The organism is Natrinema gelatinilyticum, from assembly GCF_024266705.1.
Classification (GTDB): Archaea; Halobacteriota; Halobacteria; order Halobacteriales; family Natrialbaceae; genus Natrinema; species Natrinema gelatinilyticum.
On record NZ_CP100756.1, the window covers coordinates 2,632,457 to 2,649,160 of the forward strand.

Here is a 16,704-nt window from a genome sequence, read left to right on the forward strand (position 1 = left end):
GGAACAGTGGCAGAGCGGATGCGGACGCGACGTCTCGCCGGTCGTTAGTGGCTCGCCGAGACCGCGCTACGGACGGCCGGCGCTTGCCGTCGGTGGCCCGCTGCGAGGTGGGAATTCTTATCCGCCGACCCGACTTACGACCTCCCATGACACTCGAGGTCGAGCCGCCCGAACCGCCGGAACTGGAGTTCGTCGATCCGAACGAATACGAGGACGCGACCATCAGCGCAGACGGAGCCGAGGAGATCGACTACCGCCGCGAGGAACTGCAGGCGTTTCTCGAGGAGGGTGCCTGGACGGAAGCGTTCGACGAGTGGCGCAGCGACACCGATCTCGGGAAACGTGAGTACGAGATCACCCATGATCTGGATCTCTTCGCTGGATTCGATTTCTTCTGGGACGATTTCGCCGACCGCGTCGGCTACCATGCGCCGGGTATCCCGGAGGACTGGCAAGCCCGGGAGTATCACCCCGAACTCGACACCTGGGGGACGGTCTCCTCGATCAACGCCGAACTGACCGAGTTCGGCCAGATCGTCTCGGTCACGCTCAAGGAAGAATACGTCGACTGGGAGGCCGAGTACGAACCGCCGGAAGACCTGCCCGATTTCGACTGATCGGCCTGTGGGCGGGTAGGCGCGTCGGTTCGTGTCTCGCGTCGGTGTCAGTTGTCTTTATCCGGTCCACTCGCCCGCGAGATCTCCGGCGACGTTCTCCCGCCAGTGATCGAATCCGTCCTTGCAGTCGGTATTGTCGTTGATGTGATCGATGAACCCGGCGCCCGGCGACGCCAGTTCGTCACCGCAGAACGGACAGGTAATTGGGTCGATCCAGTCTGTCGTCGTGTTCGCAGCCATCGGTGGCCGAGTCTATCAGGATCTATCATATAAGTCTCGCCCGTTAGGATTTATTACAATTGGTATGGCATATTATGTCAACAAAGGTGGTTTCAGAGGGCCGATGGAGTACACCCTGCTCTACGGTGACGGATCAGACCAGCCCGAGGGAGTGGCCTGATCGGCGATACGTGCCAGGGTCGAACGCCCGTCGCGTGGCGAGCGAAACCCCAGATCGGTAGATACTCGGGGTTCCGGTTTCGACTCTGGACGAGAACGCATGTCGGTTCGACGATCGGCTGGACGATTCGCCGAGTACGATGTACTCGTCTTGACGGCTGCGATCTGGTTTCTCGCGAAGTTTCTCCGGTACGTCTTTCCGCCGTTGTTCGATTCGTTTCAGGCGAGCTACGGCGTTTCGGATGCCGTCCTCGGAACCGCCTTCTCGGGACTCATGCTCTGTTATGCGGTCATGCAATTTCCATCGGGCGTCCTCGCGGACCGGCTCGGGACGGTGACGGTCATCGCGGCTGGTGCGGTGGTCGGGGCCGCGGCGGCGGTCGCGCTTTCAATCGACTCACCGTTCATCATCCTCGTCGGCGCGATGCTCGTTATCGGAGCCGGGACCGGCGTGCACAAGACGGTCGCTGTTCGGCTCCTCGCTCGAGCCTATCCCAAGCGGACGGGGCGGGCTCTCGGATTTCTGGACACGTTCGGGGCCTTTAGCGGCGTCGTCGCCCCTGCAGCCGTCGTCGGGGTCGCGTCGCTGGCCGTCGGCCCGGTCGCGAGTTGGCGGTTGCTTTTTCTGGTCTCGGGCCTCGTCGGGCTGGTTCTCGCGGTGACGTTCGTAGTTCGGGTGCCCCGGCGGCTTCCGGACGATTCCGCTGGACCGGAATCGAACTCGAACGATCGTGGGTTCGGGATCGCACAGTACGTCTCGCTCTTTCGTGACTTGCGGTTCTCGGTGTTCGCCCTGTTGACGGTCCTCTTTTCGTTCATGTACAACGGGCTGGTCGCGTTCGCACCGCGGTATCTCACGGTCGAGGCGGGTCTCACCCCGGCGACCGCGAGCGTGCTCTATAGCGGCCTCTTCCTCGCGAGTCTGGTCCAGTTGGTGACCGGCAATTTGAGCGACCGGGCAGGACGACTTCCGATCATCGTCACGATGCTCGGACTCGCTTCGGTCGCACTGGTCGCGTTCGTGTCGGTCACCGAGACGGGGAACCCGATCCTGCTCGGCGGGTTGTTCGTCGCCGTCGGTATCGGCTCGCACGGCTTTCGGCCCGTCAGGAGTGCCTATCTGATGTCCGTCATTCCGGACGATGTGGCCGCCGGCGGGCTCGGCGTCGTCCGAACGCTGTTGATGGGCGCCGGCGCGATTGCACCCGCAATCGTCGGAACTCTCTCCGAAACCGCTGGCTTTAGGGTCGCGTTCTGGCTCCTTGCGTCGACTGTCGTCCGTGCTACGGGGCTCGGTTGCCTGCTTCTGGTTTTCGGGCACCGGTCGTGACTGTTTCATCTGTCGAGATCCATCTTGAGTCTCGGCCAACCGAAACCCCACGCTGATTACCTCTTGTTTCACAAAAGAATCAACGCGGATGCCACGGGGCTTGACCCCGAGGCGGTTGACACGACCCCAGTCCACTACACAGGGCCCGACTGGTCAGGACTCGAAATGCAATCCCGCAAGCGCGTCGACGAGTGCCAGCTACACCACCGTCACGAGTGGTAGCAGCACCGCCAGTCGCCCTCCTCGCCGGTCGGTGAACTCCACCACGAAAAGAGTTAATGCAGATTATGTGTGATGATAACATATGACTATCGAGGCGCGACGTGAGTACGAGTGCGTACAGTGTGGCCGGCGGGAGACGGTCGTAGACGCACTCGTAGGCACCTGCGAACAGTGCGGGGGTGAGATGCGGAACGTCGAGTTGGTTCGCGACTGACCGATTCGGACGGGCGTCCCGACAGCTCTCCGGTCCGTTGTCTCACGGACTGCCGAGTAAATTCGTCGGCTGCGGGACCTGAGCCGAACCAGAAATCGAATCAGCGAGCGAGGAGAACTGAGACGTCGATCGAAACGAGGCCGACGGGTCGGTGAACTCGAATTCGGTTCCTGCTGCTTTATTGAAAACGACAGACGGCGTCGGGACTGTTCCGTAATAATTTGAGAGAACGAGGTCGAGAAGCCGATTATGGCAGTCGCACTCCTCGACCTCGTTGAGAAGGCACTACGTGTAGCAAAACAAGCTTTGGGAAATCACGCGGGGAAGCCCGAGTCAGGCGGGCTTCCCCGCGAAGCACACATCGTTGCTCATTGTATTCGGAAGGCTGTGTTGAATCACTAGACGGCGGCGGAACAAGTCAGTAAATCAAAGGAGTTGAAGCGGGAGGCTGCGAGTGTTCATGACGCAAATCTCCCGCTTCATTGGGGAAGTTGTGCCGATTGCTCAAAACGTTACTGGCGATGGAGACGAATCTGCCGCCCCGGAAGGAGGCGGCGGATTCGCCGACTATGCCCTCGTTTCACTCCACTGTCTGCGGATTTACCTCGATACGTCCTACCGGATGACGATTGACCTGCTCAAGGAGATGCCACAAATAACCGGGGAGATCGGCCTCAGCGCGGCCGATCTCCCCTGTCCATCCACGTTGTGTAAAGCGTTCGATCGGATCAGTATGAGCGTCTGTCGAGTGCTACTGCGCCAGTCGGCGCAGCTGCACGATCCCTCGAAACACGGCGCTATTGACGCCACATTCTACGAGCAATCAGCCGCGAGCCGTCATTACTGTCAGCGAATAGCTACCGCGTCCAGAAGCTCAAAGTGACGAAACTCGTCGATACGGAGTCTCAAGCCGTCCTCGACGTACACTGCTCGACAAACCGGGAAGGAAGTGACGCAGACCTCGCCGAGCAGATCGCCCGCCGAAACGCGGGCGATCTGCGGTCTCTGGCCGCCGATAAGGGCTACGACAAGCAATCGCTCCGCGAAGCACTCCGTGAACTCGGCATCAGACCGCTGATCAAGCATCGTATCTTCGCTCCGCATCGTATCTTCGCTCCGTACGACCACGCGCACAACGCCAGAATCGACGAACAACGCTACAATCAGCGCTCTATGACGGAAACCGTGAACTCGGCTGTCAAGCGCTCGCTCGGCTTCGCCGTGCGAGCGCGTTCTTGGTTCCGTGAGTTCCGCGAAATCGCCCTGATGTGTGTCGTCTACAACATCAAGCGTGCCGTGAAACAGTGAATTCCGATTCCGTATGGCGATTCAACACGGCCATTCGGAAGGAAGAAGGCCACACGTTCACCGAACTCGTCGATCGGCTCGGGCTTATGCCAGATATCTGTGAGCGTCTTGGCATTCACCCAGATGCATTGCCTGACCCAACGACGTTCTACCACTCGCTTGACCGATACGCGATGTACGTCTGGCGGGCGTTGCTGCGCGCTTCCGCGCAGCAACTCCGCCACTCCGGCCACGTCGCTCTCGACAGTACGTTCTTCGAACGGAAGCAAGCCTCACAGTACTACCTACAGCGACAGGATCGAGCGGTGAAGACGATCAAAGCGACGACACTCACCGATACAGAGTCGCTGGCGGTGCTGGACGTGCATTGTTGTATCGAGCGTGAACATGACACGAAGGCTGGCCCGCGGGTCGTCCGCCGAAATGCGGACGACCTGCGGGCCGTCGTCGCCGATAACGGATTTCAGGACTGGCACACCGAATACGAGTTGTCTGGGTACGATCTCGAATACCTCGTTCATCACCGTGGATCGACGCCGATGGCTGCTGCGCATAACGCACTCAATCAGGAGAACGGGTACACGCAACGCTGGATGGCAGAAACGTCTTACTCGACCACGAAGCGAACGCAAGACTCCGCCTTGCGTTCGCGGTTCTGGTACCGACAGGTCCGTGAAATTGTCCTCATGTTCGCTCTTCACAACATCAAGAAGGTGGCTGAGAAGCTATGATCGTGCTGCCGTACCGCATTTTCAATAGAGCAGTTCCTGCGCCTCTGATACCATCTTCTGTCGCGCTCGAGTCCATCCCCGCTGTCTCGGTTTCGCCGACATCGTCCCTGGCAGCCGCGAGCGTGCCTCTTGCGATGCTTTCAGCGGGGTCCCTCCGCGAGTCGGGTGTCTCGAACCGAAAACGGGATATTGACCGCTTCAACGACCACTCGAGCGACCGTCCCCCCACCGCGTACGTCGTTCCGTTCGCCGAACGATGGCGCCATCTTCGGAGATCCCTTCCACCTCTAGAGCATCGTCGTCAGCCGTGTGATCGATCGGGAAGGCCGACTCGATCGCGCCGACCGTCGGCCGTTTCGGTGGCAGCCCAGACCAATCCCGGTTCGATGTCGAGATCGTCGTTCATGATCACCGCAAGTCGAACCACCCTATTGGAAGTTCCTCCGACGTACCAGCTATGAAAATTAGCTGAAAGAGAGGGTGCTAAGCCCCCGTCCTCAAAGCGTCGCCGAAGGCGACGAGTAGGGTGGGGTAGTTCACTTCCGTTCTCTCAGGCCCGATCGACACCGTGGATTAGAATTATCTCATATCTGAATACTTATTATGGTGAACCACACGAGCTATTCGACGAAAAACGAAATCCGACTCTAGTCGTTCATTGGCCGTCATGACCGCCATATGATGGCGAGCAACTGGGTAGACTCTGGCACACGCAGAGAGGAATCCTCACGTTTATTTATCAGGATGATGGTGGATTAGGTGTATGTCTGAAACCGGGACGGAGACCCGTCCGCTGGTCCGACAGCTTCCCGATCCATCGACAGCGCCGAACATCCGCTACAATCCGTCGCTCGAGGAACTTCGCGAACTCGCCGCTCCCGACGAGACGACGACCGAGTTCGGGTCGGCGTCGTACGTCAGCGAGTTCCGCTCTCGGAGCGCAGATCGGACGAAAAACGCAGTCGGCGACGAGTTCACCGGTCGCGATCACGCCCTGGTCGAGGAGGCGGTCGATCGAACTGCCAGCACCGAATTGCTTTGCATCGACCGACTCATGGGCCGACACCCGGATGCAACGTTCTGTTGCCGGCTGTTCGTCCCGGTAGCATACGCACGAATTGCGTACGCGTGGGCAGGCCTTTTCGAGCCGGCTGACGGGCAGGACCCGGATCTCTACACCGTCCAGTTGCCCGACTTCGACGAGACCGCGATTCGCGTTCTCCCCGACGCCGGCTTCACCGCCGTGTTGGGCAGCGACTACACCGGCGAGGCCAAGAAGTCGTTCCTCCGACTGTTCATGTATCGAGTCAAACAACAGGGCGGCCTCGGCCTCCACGCCGGAAGCAAACGCGTCCGCGTCCGAACCGACGAGGGTGACGTCCGGACCGTTGGCCAAGTGTTCATGGGCCTCTCCGCGACCGGTAAATCGACCCTGACCTCCCACGGGTGCTGGCTCGAGGACTCGGAAGACGCCGCCATGCTCCAGGACGACGTCTGTGGGCTCCTTCCGGACGGCTCCGTCGCCGGTAGCGAGGGTGAGGGACTGTACATCAAGACGATCGGCCTCGACGAGGACGAGCAGCCGGAACTCTACGAGGCTGCGACCGACGAGTCCGCGATCCTCGAGAACGTCGCCGTCGACGACGACGGGACCGTCCACTTCGACGAGGACCGGTACACCGCGAACTCCCGGGCGATTGTCCGGCGTGACGAACTCGAGAGCGCGGACGAGGAGATTGACCTCGGCCGAATGGATCAGGTCTTTTTCATCACTCGCAATCCGCTGATGCCGCCCGTCGCCAGACTCGACGAGGAGCAGGCCGCCGCCGCTTTCATGCTCGGCGAGTCAATCGAGACCAGCGCGGGCGATCCGGCGAGAGCCGGCGAGTCGATCCGCGTCGTCGGCACGAACCCATTCATCGTGGGTCCAGAAGGCGAGGAAGGAAACATCTTTCACGAGCTCGTCGACATCCTCGACGTCGACTGTTACGTCATCAATACGGGCTATCTCGGCGAGAAAGCCGTCGACATCGGCGTGACCGAGTCAGTCACAATCCTCACTGAGGCGGCCCGCGGGACTATCGAGTGGAGCCGCGACGACCGGATGGGTCTGACGGTCCCCGAGACCGTCCCTGGAATCGATATCGAGGACTACTACGTTCCAGATCACGTCGACGATTACGACGAGGCGCTCGCGGAGCTACGGGCCGAACGCCGCGAGTATCTAGCCCAGTTTGACGATCTCCGCGAGGAGATCAAAGCTGCCGTCTACTGATCGGACGCTGAACCATCGGCTCGACTCGCGACGTTGCCTTTGCATTCATAGCGGTACATCGTCGCCGGGGGGTCAACGCGGAACGTCGTCACCGCATTTTCCGATCGGTCGCCGACTCGTCAGCGGCAGATCGCCGATCGCTTCACACGAATACCGTTATATGCGTCGAGTTCCCACGATTGGGTAATGAGCGCACAGGTACGAAAACCGACTGCCCGGCAGTGCGAGCAGTGCGGTCGATCCGAAGTCTGGGACGACGACCTCGAAGCGTGGCAACTCGCCCGCGAAGGCGGCGTCAAACAGGTAGGCAATCCACATTGCATCCACGAATGGGACATCAACGGCACGTTCAATCCGGTCGATACCGCCGACAGCTGACACCGTCCTCGCCGGCCCGCCTTCGGTCGACGGGGCTGAAACAGTCGGTCGTTCTCTCCCGGCTGCTCCGCTGGCAGATCTGCGACGGTCGCGTGGGCCGGACGGTGTCCTTTTTTCTCCCTCGAGCATAGCCGTCCCTATGCCGACCGTTTACATCACCGCACCGCCCGACGCCGCCGACGAAATCGCCGACACGTTGGTCGCTGAGCGACTCGCCGCGTGTGTCAACCGCCTCTCGGCGAATTCGACCTACTGCTGGGATGGTGACGTTCACCGCGAGCAGGAAGCGCTGTTGCTCGCCAAAACGACGGACGACGCGTACGATGATCTGGTCGCGCGCGTCACGGAGGTTCATCCACACGAGGTACCGTGCATCGAGCGATTCGACGAGAGTGACGTCCTCGAGTCGTTCGCGGAGTGGCGCACAGAGTGCGTCGAATAGACGAGCGGATGACCGGAGTGCACTACGTCAGACGGTCACAGACGGGGACTGCCCGAAAAAGCAACCCTTAAAACTCGCGCACGGGTTGTGATGGATATGGCTGGAACCATCGAAGTGCTCGTTCCGGGTGGCCAGGCCAATCCTGGCCCACCGCTCGGTCCCGAGCTCGGACCGACGCCCGTCGACGTGCAGGCTGTCGTACAAGAGATCAACGATCAGACCGCGGCATTCGACGGAACGGAAGTCCCCGTCACCGTCGATTACGAGGACGACGGGTCCTTCGAGATCGACGTCGGTGTTCCGCCGACGGCTGCACTCGTCAAGGACGAAGCCGGTTTCGAAACCGGCAGCGGCGAACCACAGAAGGACTTCGTCGCGGACCTCTCGGTCGAACAGGTGAAGAAAATCGCCGAGCAAAAACACCCCGACCTGCTCGCGTACGATACGATAAACGCCGCGAAGGAGGTCGTCGGCACCTGCGCATCGATGGGCGTCACCATCGAGGGCAACGACGCCCGAGAGTTCAAAGAACTGGTCGACAGCGGCGAGTACGACGACGTGCTCGCGGCCGAAGCGGAAGCATAGTCGTCGTCCGCGACCGTTCGATACGCGATTGGTACGGCATTTATGATTTGCTGGCCACGAACTAAGCGGCCAGCTCACACCGTCTGATACGATCAGTGCGTGACCGTTCTCGCGTGAGTTAGTAGGGAACCGAGGTGAGGCTCGAGTGCCTGTATCATCGCTTTAACAGGCCAACGTGGAGAAATATCAGTTGAATTGGAACGGTCATATTTTATTCGTGGACAGAATGGTTCTGTCCCCCGGTCGCGGTGCACCTCCTCGAGGGGAAGTCTCTCGACCGCGGCGCATCGATCGGTGTCACGAGACGGATCTGTGGCGGTTCGACGGGTTTAAGTTCGGCATAGCACTTGGTTCAAGGGAGACAGGCATCGCCTGTTTCACTGACCCGTAGGAGCAAACCTGCGTACTACGGAGGTGAACGATGGCAGATTCGGAAATCGAAACAGCAGTAGCCCGCGCACTCGAGGATGCGCCCGATCGGAACTTCACCGAGACGGTCGACCTCGCGATTAATCTGCGCGACTTAGACCTGAACGAACCGTCGAACCGCGTCGACGAGTCGATCGTCCTGCCGTCCGGAACCGGCCAGGAGACGCGTATCGTCGTCATCGCCGAGGGAGAGACAGCTGTCCGCGCCGAAGAGGTCGCGGACGACGTGCTCTCGGAGGACGACGTGGCCGATCTGGACGACGACGAGGCCAAAGACATGGCCGACGAGACGGACTTCTTCATCGCCGAGGAGGCGATGATGCAAGATATCGCCCGGCACCTGGGTACCATTCTCGGTCCCCGGGGGAAGATGCCGGACCCGCTCTCGCCCGACGACGACGTCGTCGAAACCGTCAACCGACTCAAGAACACCGTGCAGCTTCGCTCCGGCGACCGACGAACTTTCCACACGCTCGTCGGTGCCGAAGATATGGATGCAGAACAGATCGCCGACAACATCGACGTCATCCTGCGTCGTCTGCACGCTGACCTCGAGAAGGGGCCACAGAACATCGACGCCGTCTACGTTAAGACGACGATGGGCCCGTCCGTGGAGGTAGCCTAACATGAGCGCACAGGCTGAACGCAAAACCGAGAACCTTCCCGAGTGGAAGCGAGAGGAAGTCGACGAACTCGAGTCCCTCATCGCGGACTACGAGAGCGTCGGCGTCGTCGGCATCGCCGGCATTCCATCGAAGCAGCTTCAGGACATGCGCCGGGGGCTGCACGGCACCGCCGTGTTGCGCGTAAGCCGAAACACACTACAGACGCGCGCGCTAGAGGCTGCTGGACTCGACGACCTCGTCGAGCACGTCGACGGGCAGGTGGGTCTCGTCGCGACCAACGAGAACCCCTTCTCGCTCTACAAGGAACTCGAGGCCTCGAAAACGCCCGCCCCGATCAACGAAGGCGAAGTAGCGCCCAACGACATCGTCATCCCCGAAGGGGACACCGGCGTCGATCCGGGGCCGTTCGTCGGCGAACTCCAGCAGATCGGTGCAAACGCGCGGATCGAAGGAGGTTCGATCCAGGTCATGGAGGACTCGACGGTCCTTAAGGCCGGCGAGGAAGTCTCGGCTGATCTGTCGAACGTCCTCAGCGAACTGGGCATCGAGCCGAAAGAGGTCGGTCTCGACCTGCGCGCCGTCATCGCAGACGGCGTCCAGTTCGATCCCGAGGACCTCGACATCGACGTCGACGCCTACCGGAGCGACGTTTCGTCGGCTGCTGCTGGCGCACGGAATCTCTCGCTCAACGCGAGTTTCCCAACCGCAGCAACGGCCTCGACGCTCATCGCCAAAGCCACAGGCGAGGCGAAGAGCCTCGGTCTGCAGGCCGCGATCGAGGACGAAGCACTCATGCCCGACCTCGTCGGCAAGGCCGACGCGCAACTCCGCGCGCTCGCGGCCCAGATCGACGACGAGGAGGCGCTGCCTGACGAACTGCAGGACCTCGAAGTACCCGCCGAACCGGCAGGGGCCGAGGAAGAAGAATCGACAGACGAGCAAGAAGAACCCGAGGCTGCGGCCGACGATGACGATGACGAAGACGACGACGGCGGCGATGGCGCGGCCGGTCTCGGTGAGATGTTCGGCTAACACCTACCGGAGGAAATTACAATGGAATACGTATACGCTGCACTCATCCTGAACGAATCGGACGAAGAGATCAACGAAGAAAACCTGACGAACGTGCTCGACGCCGCCGGCGTCGACGTCGAAGAGTCCCGCGTGAAGGCGCTCGTCGCCGCACTCGAGGACGTCGACATCGACGAGGCCGTCTCCGAGGCCGCTGCGGTTCCCGCTGGCGGGGCCGCCGCAGGCGCTGCCGCGGGCGGCGAGGCCGAAGGCGAAGAGGAAGAAGAGGTCGAAGAGACCAGTGACGTGTCGGACACGACGGACGAGGACGAAGACGAAGACGAAGAGGCCAGCGGCGAGGGCCTCGGCGAACTCTTCGGATAACGCCGTTCCGTCGAACCGGTTACGACGAGTATCTGACACCGATTTTTACTGCGCCGTACGACCAGTGTCGACTGCCCGGGCCAGCACCTCAGCTGAAGGAGTTGATCGCTGCGCGACGTGAGTCGTCTCGAGTCGAACCAATCGGTCGTCTCGAACCGAGACACTATAACCCAGTACGCGGCCAGCACGGCCAATGGTCGCTTCAGTCGAGTTCGTCTTTCAGCCGTCGCTGGCGCTGCAGTTGCTAGCCTGGGTCCTCGCCGGTTCGCTGCTTGGGTGTTGTAGCGGCCTGGTGCCGGGGCTCCACGCCAACAACTTCGCACTCCTGCTCGCGGGAGTCGCAGCGTCGATTCCGGGGCCACCGCTATACGTCGGCGGTGCGATGCTCGCCGCCGGCGTCGTCCACACGTTCCTCAACGCCGTTCCGGCGATGGCACTCGGTGTTCCCGATGCGGAGATGGCCGTCACCGCGCTACCGGGCCATCGACTGGTCCTCGCGGGACGTGGATACGAGGCGATTCGACTCTCCGCACTCGGCAGCCTCCTGGCCGTTCTGGCAGCGGTGCCACTCGCCGTTCCGGTGACCTGGGCGGTGACGGCCGTGTATCCGACGGTTCGGACCCATCTTCAAATCGTCCTCGCGATGGTCGCTGTCGCGTTGGTCACGTCGGAGCGGACGCCCCGAGGTCGATTTGGTGGCCTCCTCTCGTTTGTGCTCGCGGCTGGACTCGGTGCGTTCACGCTCGATCTCACGACGGACGCACCACTCGAGGCGGGTGGCGTGCTCGCGCCGCTGTTCGCCGGTCTGTTCGGTGCGCCGGTGCTGATCGATGCGATTCGGGGAAACGGCATCCCCCGTCAAGACAGTGACGAGCTAACGATGTCACGCGGCCTCGTCGGAATCACGGCGATAGCTGGCGCACTCGCGGGTGCCATGGTCGGGTACCTGCCCGGTATTACGGCTGCGATCGCCGCCGTCGCGGTCCTCGCCGTCCTTCCGAGCGAGGCCAGCGATCGCGGCTACATCGTCGCGACTAGCGGTGTCGATACGGCCAATACGATTTTCGCTCTCTTCGCGCTCGTTGCCATCGGCCAGCCCCGGACCGGGGTCATGATCGCCTTCAACAGCCTGAACGCGCCGCTCGAGCTACCGATGCTGCTCGCCGTCGTCGTTCTCTCCGGACTACTCGGCTTCGCTCTCGTGATCTGTCTTGGGGACGCCTATCTCGATCTGGTCGGTCGGGTGGCGTACTGGAAACTCTCAGCTGCGGTTCTCGCGCTGTTACTCGTCCTCTCGGTCCTCCTTTCCGGCCCGATCGGCATCGCGATCTTCGTCGCGGCGACCGCCGTCGGACTCGTGCCCGCTCGCCTGCACGCCCGTCGTGTGCACCTGATGGGCGTTCTCATCGGACCGTTGATCGTCGGCCTCTGACCTGCGATCTGGTTCGGCCGTGTCACTCGCATCCGTCCCCTTGCACCGATGGCTGCCGTCGAGGCGCTACTGCCCTCGAGCCGCTGCAACGAAGTGGGTGACCCGTTCGCTGGAAACGGGATTCGCCGTCTCGTCATCCGACTTGAGCGCGGTCCCGACGATGACGCCGTCCGCACCCGCCTCGAGACAGTCACGGACCGTCTCGCTCGTCACGCCGCTGCCGACGAACACCGGGGCGCGATCATGTCCTCGCGCAGCGAGCGTTTCCGTGACGCGTTCGACGTCAGCGAGCTGGGTCTCGACGCTCGTCCCGGATCCCGAGACGACGACGCCGTCCGCGCGGCCGCGGTCGATCGTTTCGACCGCTGCCCGGCCGATGTCCTCGTAACCGACCGGAGTTGCGTGTTTGACGTGGACGTCCGCGAGGATCCTGACGTCGGTCCCGATCCGGTCGCGAAGGCGGAGCGTCTCGTGAGCTCGCCCCTCGAGGAGGCCCTGATCGGTCGCGGCCGTGCCGACGTGGACGTTGATCCGGACGAACGAGGCATCGACTGCCGCAGCGATCGAAAGCGCCGCCGCAGCGTCGTTGCGCAACACGTTGATCCCGACCGGAACCTCGACGGCGTCGGTCACTGCGGTTGTGATGGCGGTCAGCTCCGCGACGACGTGTTTCGGCACGTTGTCCGGATAGAACGGCGCGTCGCCGAAGTTCTCGAGGATTACCCCGTCTATCCCGCCGGACTCGAGCCGACGTGCATCCTCTAGCGCACGCGTTCGGACGGCTTCGCGATCACCGTCGAACGCCGGTGCGCCGGGCAGCGCCGGGAGGTGAATCATGCCGACGACGGGACTGTCGACGTCGAACCGCTCGAGAAAGGGTGTACCCGTGGCCATACCGGACTTGCGTTCCCGATCAGAATAAGTTGGCGTGGCTCTCCGGAGGCGAAAATTATGTCAGCGGCGAACCCGAGTCGGCAATCGCCGCTCCCTTCAGAGTCGTTTTCTTCCCCCCATCGGTACGTCCGATCGATGGCTGACCTGCTTGCTCCGTTGTCGCTGCGGGACGTGACGTGTCCGAATCGAATCGCTGTGTCGCCGATGTGTCAGTACTCGTGTGCGCCGGACGGTCTCCCGACCGAGTGGCATCGCGTCCACCTCGGCAGCAGGGCCGTCGGCGGTGCCGGCATCGTCATGACCGAGGCCACCGCAGTCGACCCGGTCGGTCGAATCACGCCGCACGATCTGGGGATCTGGAGCGACGACCACGCGGCCGCGCTCGAGCCGATTACCGACTTCGTTCGCGATCAGGGCGCGGTTCCGGCCATCCAGCTGGCCCACGCCGGTCACAAGGCCAGCAAGAAGCGGCCGTGGGAGGGGAACGTTCCGATTCGACCCGACGATGGCGGCTGGGAGGTAATTTCGCCGTCGTCCGAGGCCTACCCTCCGTTCGACGGTGACCGCCCGGCGATGCGGACGGCCAACGGGGACGATATTCAGGACGTGATCGACGCCTATAGCGATGCGGCCGAGCGCTCGCTCGCCGCCGGGTTCGAAATTGCGGAGGTTCACGCGGCCCACGGCTACCTGCTTCACGAGTTCCTCTCGCCGGTCACGAACCGCCGGACGGACGACTACGGCGGCTGCTTCGAGAACCGAACGCGGTTGCTCCGGGACGTCGTCGCGGCGGTCCGTGACGTCTGGCCCGACGAAAAACCGATCTTCGTCCGCATTTCGGGGACCGACTGGCTCGACGACCGCGAATCGTGGGACGTCGACCAGTCGGTGCGCCTCGCCGCCGTCCTCGCCGATCTGGGCGTCGATCTGATCGACGTTAGTTCGGGCGGAATCCACCCTGATCAGACGGTCTCCGGCGGTCCGAACTTTCAGGTGCCGCTAGCCGAACGGGTTCGCGAGGGTGCCGACGTCGCGGTCGGTGCGGTCGGCGGCGTCACAGAGCCCGAACAGGCGGACGCACTGGTTCGCAACGGACGGACCGACCTGGTCCTCGTCGGCCGGGAGTTCCTCCGGGATCCGTACTTTGGCCTCCACGCCAGTGTCGAGTGCGATCCGGAAGCGGCCGTCGAACGGTGGCCGGTTCAGTATCGACGGGCCGTCCGCCGGTGATCCGTCGATTTCAACGACGCAGCTAACCGTGGTCGTAGTCGTCCAGCCAGCCCGTCACTGACGATTGCAAGGCGCCGGTCGTCGTCCCGATATTCAGGAGCTGATACCCGTTTCCGGCCTTCCGATTGACGTCGTTCATACCGAATCCGAGCCCGCCGACGGGGACGTCCGCCTCGACGGCCGCCGATCGAATCGTTTCGACGGCTTCCTCGACCTCTTCGTGGTCGAACTCGCCCGGATGACCGAGCGAGACGGAGAGGTCCAGCGGGCCGATAAAGACGAAACCGAGTTCGGGAACCTCGAGAATTGCCTCGAGGTCGTCGAGTGCGTCTTCGGTCTCGACGGTGACGCCGACGACGACAGATTCGTCCTCGCTCGGCACGTAGTCGTCGGTCAGTCCCCAGCGACCCGCACGAGGTGAAGCCATGCCGCGCCGGCCAGGTTCGCCGTCGTACTCGAACCGACCGGCCCGAACTGCTGCTCTGAGTTCCGCCGCGCTGCCGACCCGCGGGAGGAACACGTTCCGGACGCCGGCGTCGAGCGCCTTCCGAACGAGCGTGGGATCACTATCGGGAACGCGGACCAGCAACTCGGCGTCGGTCCCTTCCACCGCCCGGAGGAGTCCCTCCAGTTGGCCCGCATCCCACGGACTCGGCCCGCCGTGTTCGAGGTCGATCCAGACGAAGTCGAGGCCCATCGTGGCGTAGAGTTCGACAACGGTCGGATTGTACGTGTTATCCAGGACGCCGAGCGACACTTCGCCGGCCTCGAGCGACTCTCGGAGCGCGTTTCCTCGGGGGCTGTGACTCATGCCCTCGTCTACTACGGCTACTACTAAAACGAGGCGTTCACCGATCGACAGCGGAGACAGTCACCGACCGATGAATCCTCATTCGTCAGACCACTTTATCGAGCACCCGCGAGACGGCTGCCACTCGAGGTCGACGGTTTCGTCCGCGAGCACGGATTCGATCGCTTCGCGGATGTGAAACTGAGTCGGCTCGTCGTCGGGATTGAGCGCGTCGTCGAGGCGGCCGTGATAGACCAGTTGGAACTCCGCGTCCTCGCCTCCCGACGCCGTCGCTCGGCCATCTGCGTCGTATTGTGACCCCCGTCGTTCGAAGAGGAACGGATCCGGCGTACAGACCGCACCGTACTCGCGAGCGACGTCTTGGCGTTCGTCGCGCAGGTAGGCGTCGTAGTCTATGTTCCCATCCGCGACGTACTCCCGCATCGTTTCGAACGAGTCCTCGGGATACTCCTCGGCGTCGTTGGGGTTGATCCCGACGACCGCGACGTCGTCGTATTCCACAGCTAATCCGTTTAGCAAGTCGAACTTCGCTTTCGCGTATGGGCAGTGGTTGCACGTGAAGACGAGCAAGAGCGCTTCGGCGTCGGCGAACGACTCGAGCGAATACGTCTCTCCGTCGGTGCCCTCGAGGTCGAAGTCCGGTGCGATATCGCCGGCCGCGAGTTTGGATTCCGATTCAGTCGGGACCATACCGACAATTCGGCTCGTTCGTCCTTAATCATCACGTTCGTCTCTCGTCATCACCTCCGTCTCGTGTCGTCACGTCCGTCGCGACCGGCGAGTTCGAGTCGGGGGCGTGGAGCCGCCGGCACGGTCGGATTCCGACGCGGATATCCTGGGAGCGTACAGTCCGTACTGACTGTTCAGATAGTTGTGACAACGTATTATCTGATTGCGCGTCGTCCGCTAGACCATGCAAGGATTACGCTGGCTCCAGATGACTGAAGAGGAGATTGGTGAGTTCCTCGGACGAGGTGGAACGGGAGTCATTTCGTTCACACCGGAGCCTGGCGATCCGCCGGTCTCGATACCGGTATCGTACGGGTTCAACGAGGAGGAACAACTGTTCTACTATCAGCTGTCATTTCCACGAGGCAGCGGGAAAGGCGAACTGATCGACAAGCCCGTCTCTTTCGTCGTGTTCGACCAAATCGACGGCATGTGGCAAAGCGTCATCGCAACCGGCACGCTGGACGATCTCGAGGACATGCCGTACGAATCCGCGACGATACAGGGAATGTGGGCGATTCAGATCCCGAGAGTCGACATCTTCGAGCGCCCTCGAGAAGAGGTCACGTTCCGGTTCTACTCTCTCGATCCCGACAAGTTGACGGGTCGAAAGGAAGTCCCGTCCCGGCCCTGACCGCAATTCGGAGGTGCGTCCAT

General features: G+C 62.1%; 18 protein-coding genes and 3 pseudogenes. 16 read left to right on the top strand and 5 right to left on the bottom strand.

Translation table 11 applies throughout. The annotated features are described in order from the left end of the window. The first annotated feature begins 146 nt into the window (after positions 1–146). Complete coding sequence (locus NJU76_RS12905; RefSeq protein ID WP_254529253.1) at positions 147–617, top strand: DUF7992 family protein; 471 nt, start codon at positions 147–149, stop codon at positions 615–617. Positions 618–674: 57 nt separating this feature from the next. Here NJU76_RS12905 and NJU76_RS12910 read toward each other — a convergent pair whose 3' ends face one another. After that, positions 675–857, bottom strand: a complete 183-nt coding sequence (locus tag NJU76_RS12910; protein ID WP_254529256.1) for a DUF7501 family protein — start codon at positions 855–857, stop codon at positions 675–677. A gap of 259 nt (positions 858–1,116) precedes the next feature. On the opposite strand from NJU76_RS12910, the gene NJU76_RS12915 reads away from it, so the two are divergent. From NJU76_RS12915 to NJU76_RS12930, 5 genes and pseudogenes are all read left to right on the top strand, one after another. Further along, positions 1,117–2,346, top strand: coding sequence for an MFS transporter (locus tag NJU76_RS12915; protein WP_254529265.1), 1,230 nt, complete (start codon positions 1,117–1,119; stop codon positions 2,344–2,346). A 304-nt stretch (positions 2,347–2,650) separates the two neighbouring features. Continuing rightward, the gene (locus NJU76_RS12920) at positions 2,651–2,782 is read left to right on the top strand and encodes a rubrerythrin-like domain-containing protein (protein WP_254529268.1); all 132 of its coding nucleotides are present in this window, start codon (positions 2,651–2,653) and stop codon (positions 2,780–2,782) included. Between the two features lie 249 nt (positions 2,783–3,031). Further along, positions 3,032–3,166 (top strand): annotated as a pseudogene (locus NJU76_RS26915) (IS5/IS1182 family transposase); the annotation flags it as partial. Between the two features lie 76 nt (positions 3,167–3,242). After that, positions 3,243–4,090, top strand: a pseudogene (locus NJU76_RS12925) (IS5 family transposase). Between the two features lie 35 nt (positions 4,091–4,125). Further along, positions 4,126–4,821 (top strand): annotated as a pseudogene (locus NJU76_RS12930) (transposase); the annotation flags it as partial. 140 nt (positions 4,822–4,961) lie between these two features. On the opposite strand, the gene NJU76_RS26565 reads toward NJU76_RS12930, so the two are convergent. After that, positions 4,962–5,087 carry a hypothetical protein gene (locus NJU76_RS26565; RefSeq protein WP_256566016.1) on the bottom strand — a complete coding sequence of 42 codons (126 nt, stop codon included), beginning with the start codon at positions 5,085–5,087 and terminating at the stop codon, positions 4,962–4,964. A 497-nt stretch (positions 5,088–5,584) separates the two neighbouring features. Between NJU76_RS26565 and NJU76_RS12935 the strand changes: the two genes are divergently transcribed. The 8 genes from NJU76_RS12935 (at position 5,585) to NJU76_RS12970 (ending at position 12,383) form a co-directional block, all read left to right on the top strand. Beyond that, a complete protein-coding gene (locus NJU76_RS12935; RefSeq protein ID WP_254529271.1) occupies positions 5,585–7,096 on the top strand; it encodes a phosphoenolpyruvate carboxykinase (ATP) in 1,512 nt (503 codons plus the stop codon). Between the two features lie 186 nt (positions 7,097–7,282). Then, positions 7,283–7,474: an HEWD family protein gene (locus NJU76_RS12940; protein WP_254529272.1), complete on the top strand. Its 192-nt coding sequence runs from the start codon at positions 7,283–7,285 to the stop codon at positions 7,472–7,474. Between the two features lie 139 nt (positions 7,475–7,613). Continuing rightward, positions 7,614–7,916, top strand: coding sequence for a divalent-cation tolerance protein CutA (gene cutA / locus NJU76_RS12945; RefSeq protein WP_254529274.1), 303 nt, complete (start codon positions 7,614–7,616; stop codon positions 7,914–7,916). 96 nt (positions 7,917–8,012) lie between these two features. After that, complete coding sequence (locus tag NJU76_RS12950; RefSeq protein WP_254529277.1) at positions 8,013–8,501, top strand: 50S ribosomal protein L11; 489 nt, start codon at positions 8,013–8,015, stop codon at positions 8,499–8,501. 421 nt (positions 8,502–8,922) lie between these two features. Next, positions 8,923–9,555 carry a 50S ribosomal protein L1 gene (locus tag NJU76_RS12955; protein WP_254523053.1) on the top strand — a complete coding sequence of 211 codons (633 nt, stop codon included), beginning with the start codon at positions 8,923–8,925 and terminating at the stop codon, positions 9,553–9,555. A 1-nt stretch (position 9,556) separates the two neighbouring features. Further along, a complete protein-coding gene (locus NJU76_RS12960) occupies positions 9,557–10,588 on the top strand; it encodes a 50S ribosomal protein L10 (protein ID WP_254529279.1) in 1,032 nt (343 codons plus the stop codon). 21 nt (positions 10,589–10,609) lie between these two features. Further along, positions 10,610–10,951: a 50S ribosomal protein P1 gene (gene rpl12p / locus NJU76_RS12965; RefSeq protein WP_254529282.1), complete on the top strand. Its 342-nt coding sequence runs from the start codon at positions 10,610–10,612 to the stop codon at positions 10,949–10,951. A gap of 193 nt (positions 10,952–11,144) precedes the next feature. Continuing rightward, the gene (locus NJU76_RS12970; RefSeq protein ID WP_254529285.1) at positions 11,145–12,383 is read left to right on the top strand and encodes a tripartite tricarboxylate transporter permease; all 1,239 of its coding nucleotides are present in this window, start codon (positions 11,145–11,147) and stop codon (positions 12,381–12,383) included. A gap of 66 nt (positions 12,384–12,449) precedes the next feature. On the opposite strand, the gene NJU76_RS12975 is transcribed toward NJU76_RS12970, so the two are convergent. After that, a complete protein-coding gene (locus NJU76_RS12975; protein ID WP_254529287.1) occupies positions 12,450–13,277 on the bottom strand; it encodes a BtpA/SgcQ family protein in 828 nt (275 codons plus the stop codon). Positions 13,278–13,412: 135 nt separating this feature from the next. Here NJU76_RS12975 and NJU76_RS12980 point away from each other — a divergent pair, with 135 nt between their 5' ends. After that, the gene (locus tag NJU76_RS12980; protein WP_254529290.1) at positions 13,413–14,507 is read left to right on the top strand and encodes an NADH:flavin oxidoreductase/NADH oxidase; all 1,095 of its coding nucleotides are present in this window, start codon (positions 13,413–13,415) and stop codon (positions 14,505–14,507) included. Between the two features lie 22 nt (positions 14,508–14,529). On the opposite strand, the gene NJU76_RS12985 is transcribed toward NJU76_RS12980, so the two are convergent. After that, on the bottom strand, positions 14,530–15,318 hold the full coding sequence (locus NJU76_RS12985) for an HpcH/HpaI aldolase family protein (RefSeq protein WP_254529293.1): 789 nt from the start codon (positions 15,316–15,318) through the stop codon (positions 14,530–14,532). A gap of 78 nt (positions 15,319–15,396) precedes the next feature. After that, positions 15,397–16,008 (bottom strand): thioredoxin family protein, encoded by a 612-nt coding sequence (locus tag NJU76_RS12990; protein ID WP_254529295.1) that lies wholly within the window; start codon positions 16,006–16,008, stop codon positions 15,397–15,399. A 223-nt stretch (positions 16,009–16,231) separates the two neighbouring features. Between NJU76_RS12990 and NJU76_RS12995 the strand changes: the two genes are divergently transcribed. Beyond that, positions 16,232–16,681, top strand: coding sequence for a pyridoxamine 5'-phosphate oxidase family protein (locus NJU76_RS12995; protein ID WP_254529298.1), 450 nt, complete (start codon positions 16,232–16,234; stop codon positions 16,679–16,681). Positions 16,682–16,704 lie beyond the last annotated feature (23 nt).

Coding starts and splice junctions, on each gene's coding strand:
- NJU76_RS12905 (WP_254529253.1), top strand. CDS start 147: ATGACACTCGAGGTCGAGCCGCCCGAACCGCCGGAACTGGAGTTCGTC.
- NJU76_RS12910 (WP_254529256.1), bottom strand. CDS start 857: ATGGCTGCGAACACGACGACAGACTGGATCGACCCAATTACCTGTCCG.
- NJU76_RS12915 (WP_254529265.1), top strand. CDS start 1,117: ATGTCGGTTCGACGATCGGCTGGACGATTCGCCGAGTACGATGTACTC.
- NJU76_RS12920 (WP_254529268.1), top strand. CDS start 2,651: ATGACTATCGAGGCGCGACGTGAGTACGAGTGCGTACAGTGTGGCCGG.
- NJU76_RS26565 (WP_256566016.1), bottom strand. CDS start 5,087: ATGGCGCCATCGTTCGGCGAACGGAACGACGTACGCGGTGGGGGGACG.
- NJU76_RS12935 (WP_254529271.1), top strand. CDS start 5,585: ATGTCTGAAACCGGGACGGAGACCCGTCCGCTGGTCCGACAGCTTCCC.
- NJU76_RS12940 (WP_254529272.1), top strand. CDS start 7,283: ATGAGCGCACAGGTACGAAAACCGACTGCCCGGCAGTGCGAGCAGTGC.
- cutA (WP_254529274.1), top strand. CDS start 7,614: ATGCCGACCGTTTACATCACCGCACCGCCCGACGCCGCCGACGAAATC.
- NJU76_RS12950 (WP_254529277.1), top strand. CDS start 8,013: ATGGCTGGAACCATCGAAGTGCTCGTTCCGGGTGGCCAGGCCAATCCT.
- NJU76_RS12955 (WP_254523053.1), top strand. CDS start 8,923: ATGGCAGATTCGGAAATCGAAACAGCAGTAGCCCGCGCACTCGAGGAT.
- NJU76_RS12960 (WP_254529279.1), top strand. CDS start 9,557: ATGAGCGCACAGGCTGAACGCAAAACCGAGAACCTTCCCGAGTGGAAG.
- rpl12p (WP_254529282.1), top strand. CDS start 10,610: ATGGAATACGTATACGCTGCACTCATCCTGAACGAATCGGACGAAGAG.
- NJU76_RS12970 (WP_254529285.1), top strand. CDS start 11,145: ATGGTCGCTTCAGTCGAGTTCGTCTTTCAGCCGTCGCTGGCGCTGCAG.
- NJU76_RS12975 (WP_254529287.1), bottom strand. CDS start 13,277: ATGGCCACGGGTACACCCTTTCTCGAGCGGTTCGACGTCGACAGTCCC.
- NJU76_RS12980 (WP_254529290.1), top strand. CDS start 13,413: ATGGCTGACCTGCTTGCTCCGTTGTCGCTGCGGGACGTGACGTGTCCG.
- NJU76_RS12985 (WP_254529293.1), bottom strand. CDS start 15,318: ATGAGTCACAGCCCCCGAGGAAACGCGCTCCGAGAGTCGCTCGAGGCC.
- NJU76_RS12990 (WP_254529295.1), bottom strand. CDS start 16,008: ATGGTCCCGACTGAATCGGAATCCAAACTCGCGGCCGGCGATATCGCA.
- NJU76_RS12995 (WP_254529298.1), top strand. CDS start 16,232: ATGCAAGGATTACGCTGGCTCCAGATGACTGAAGAGGAGATTGGTGAG.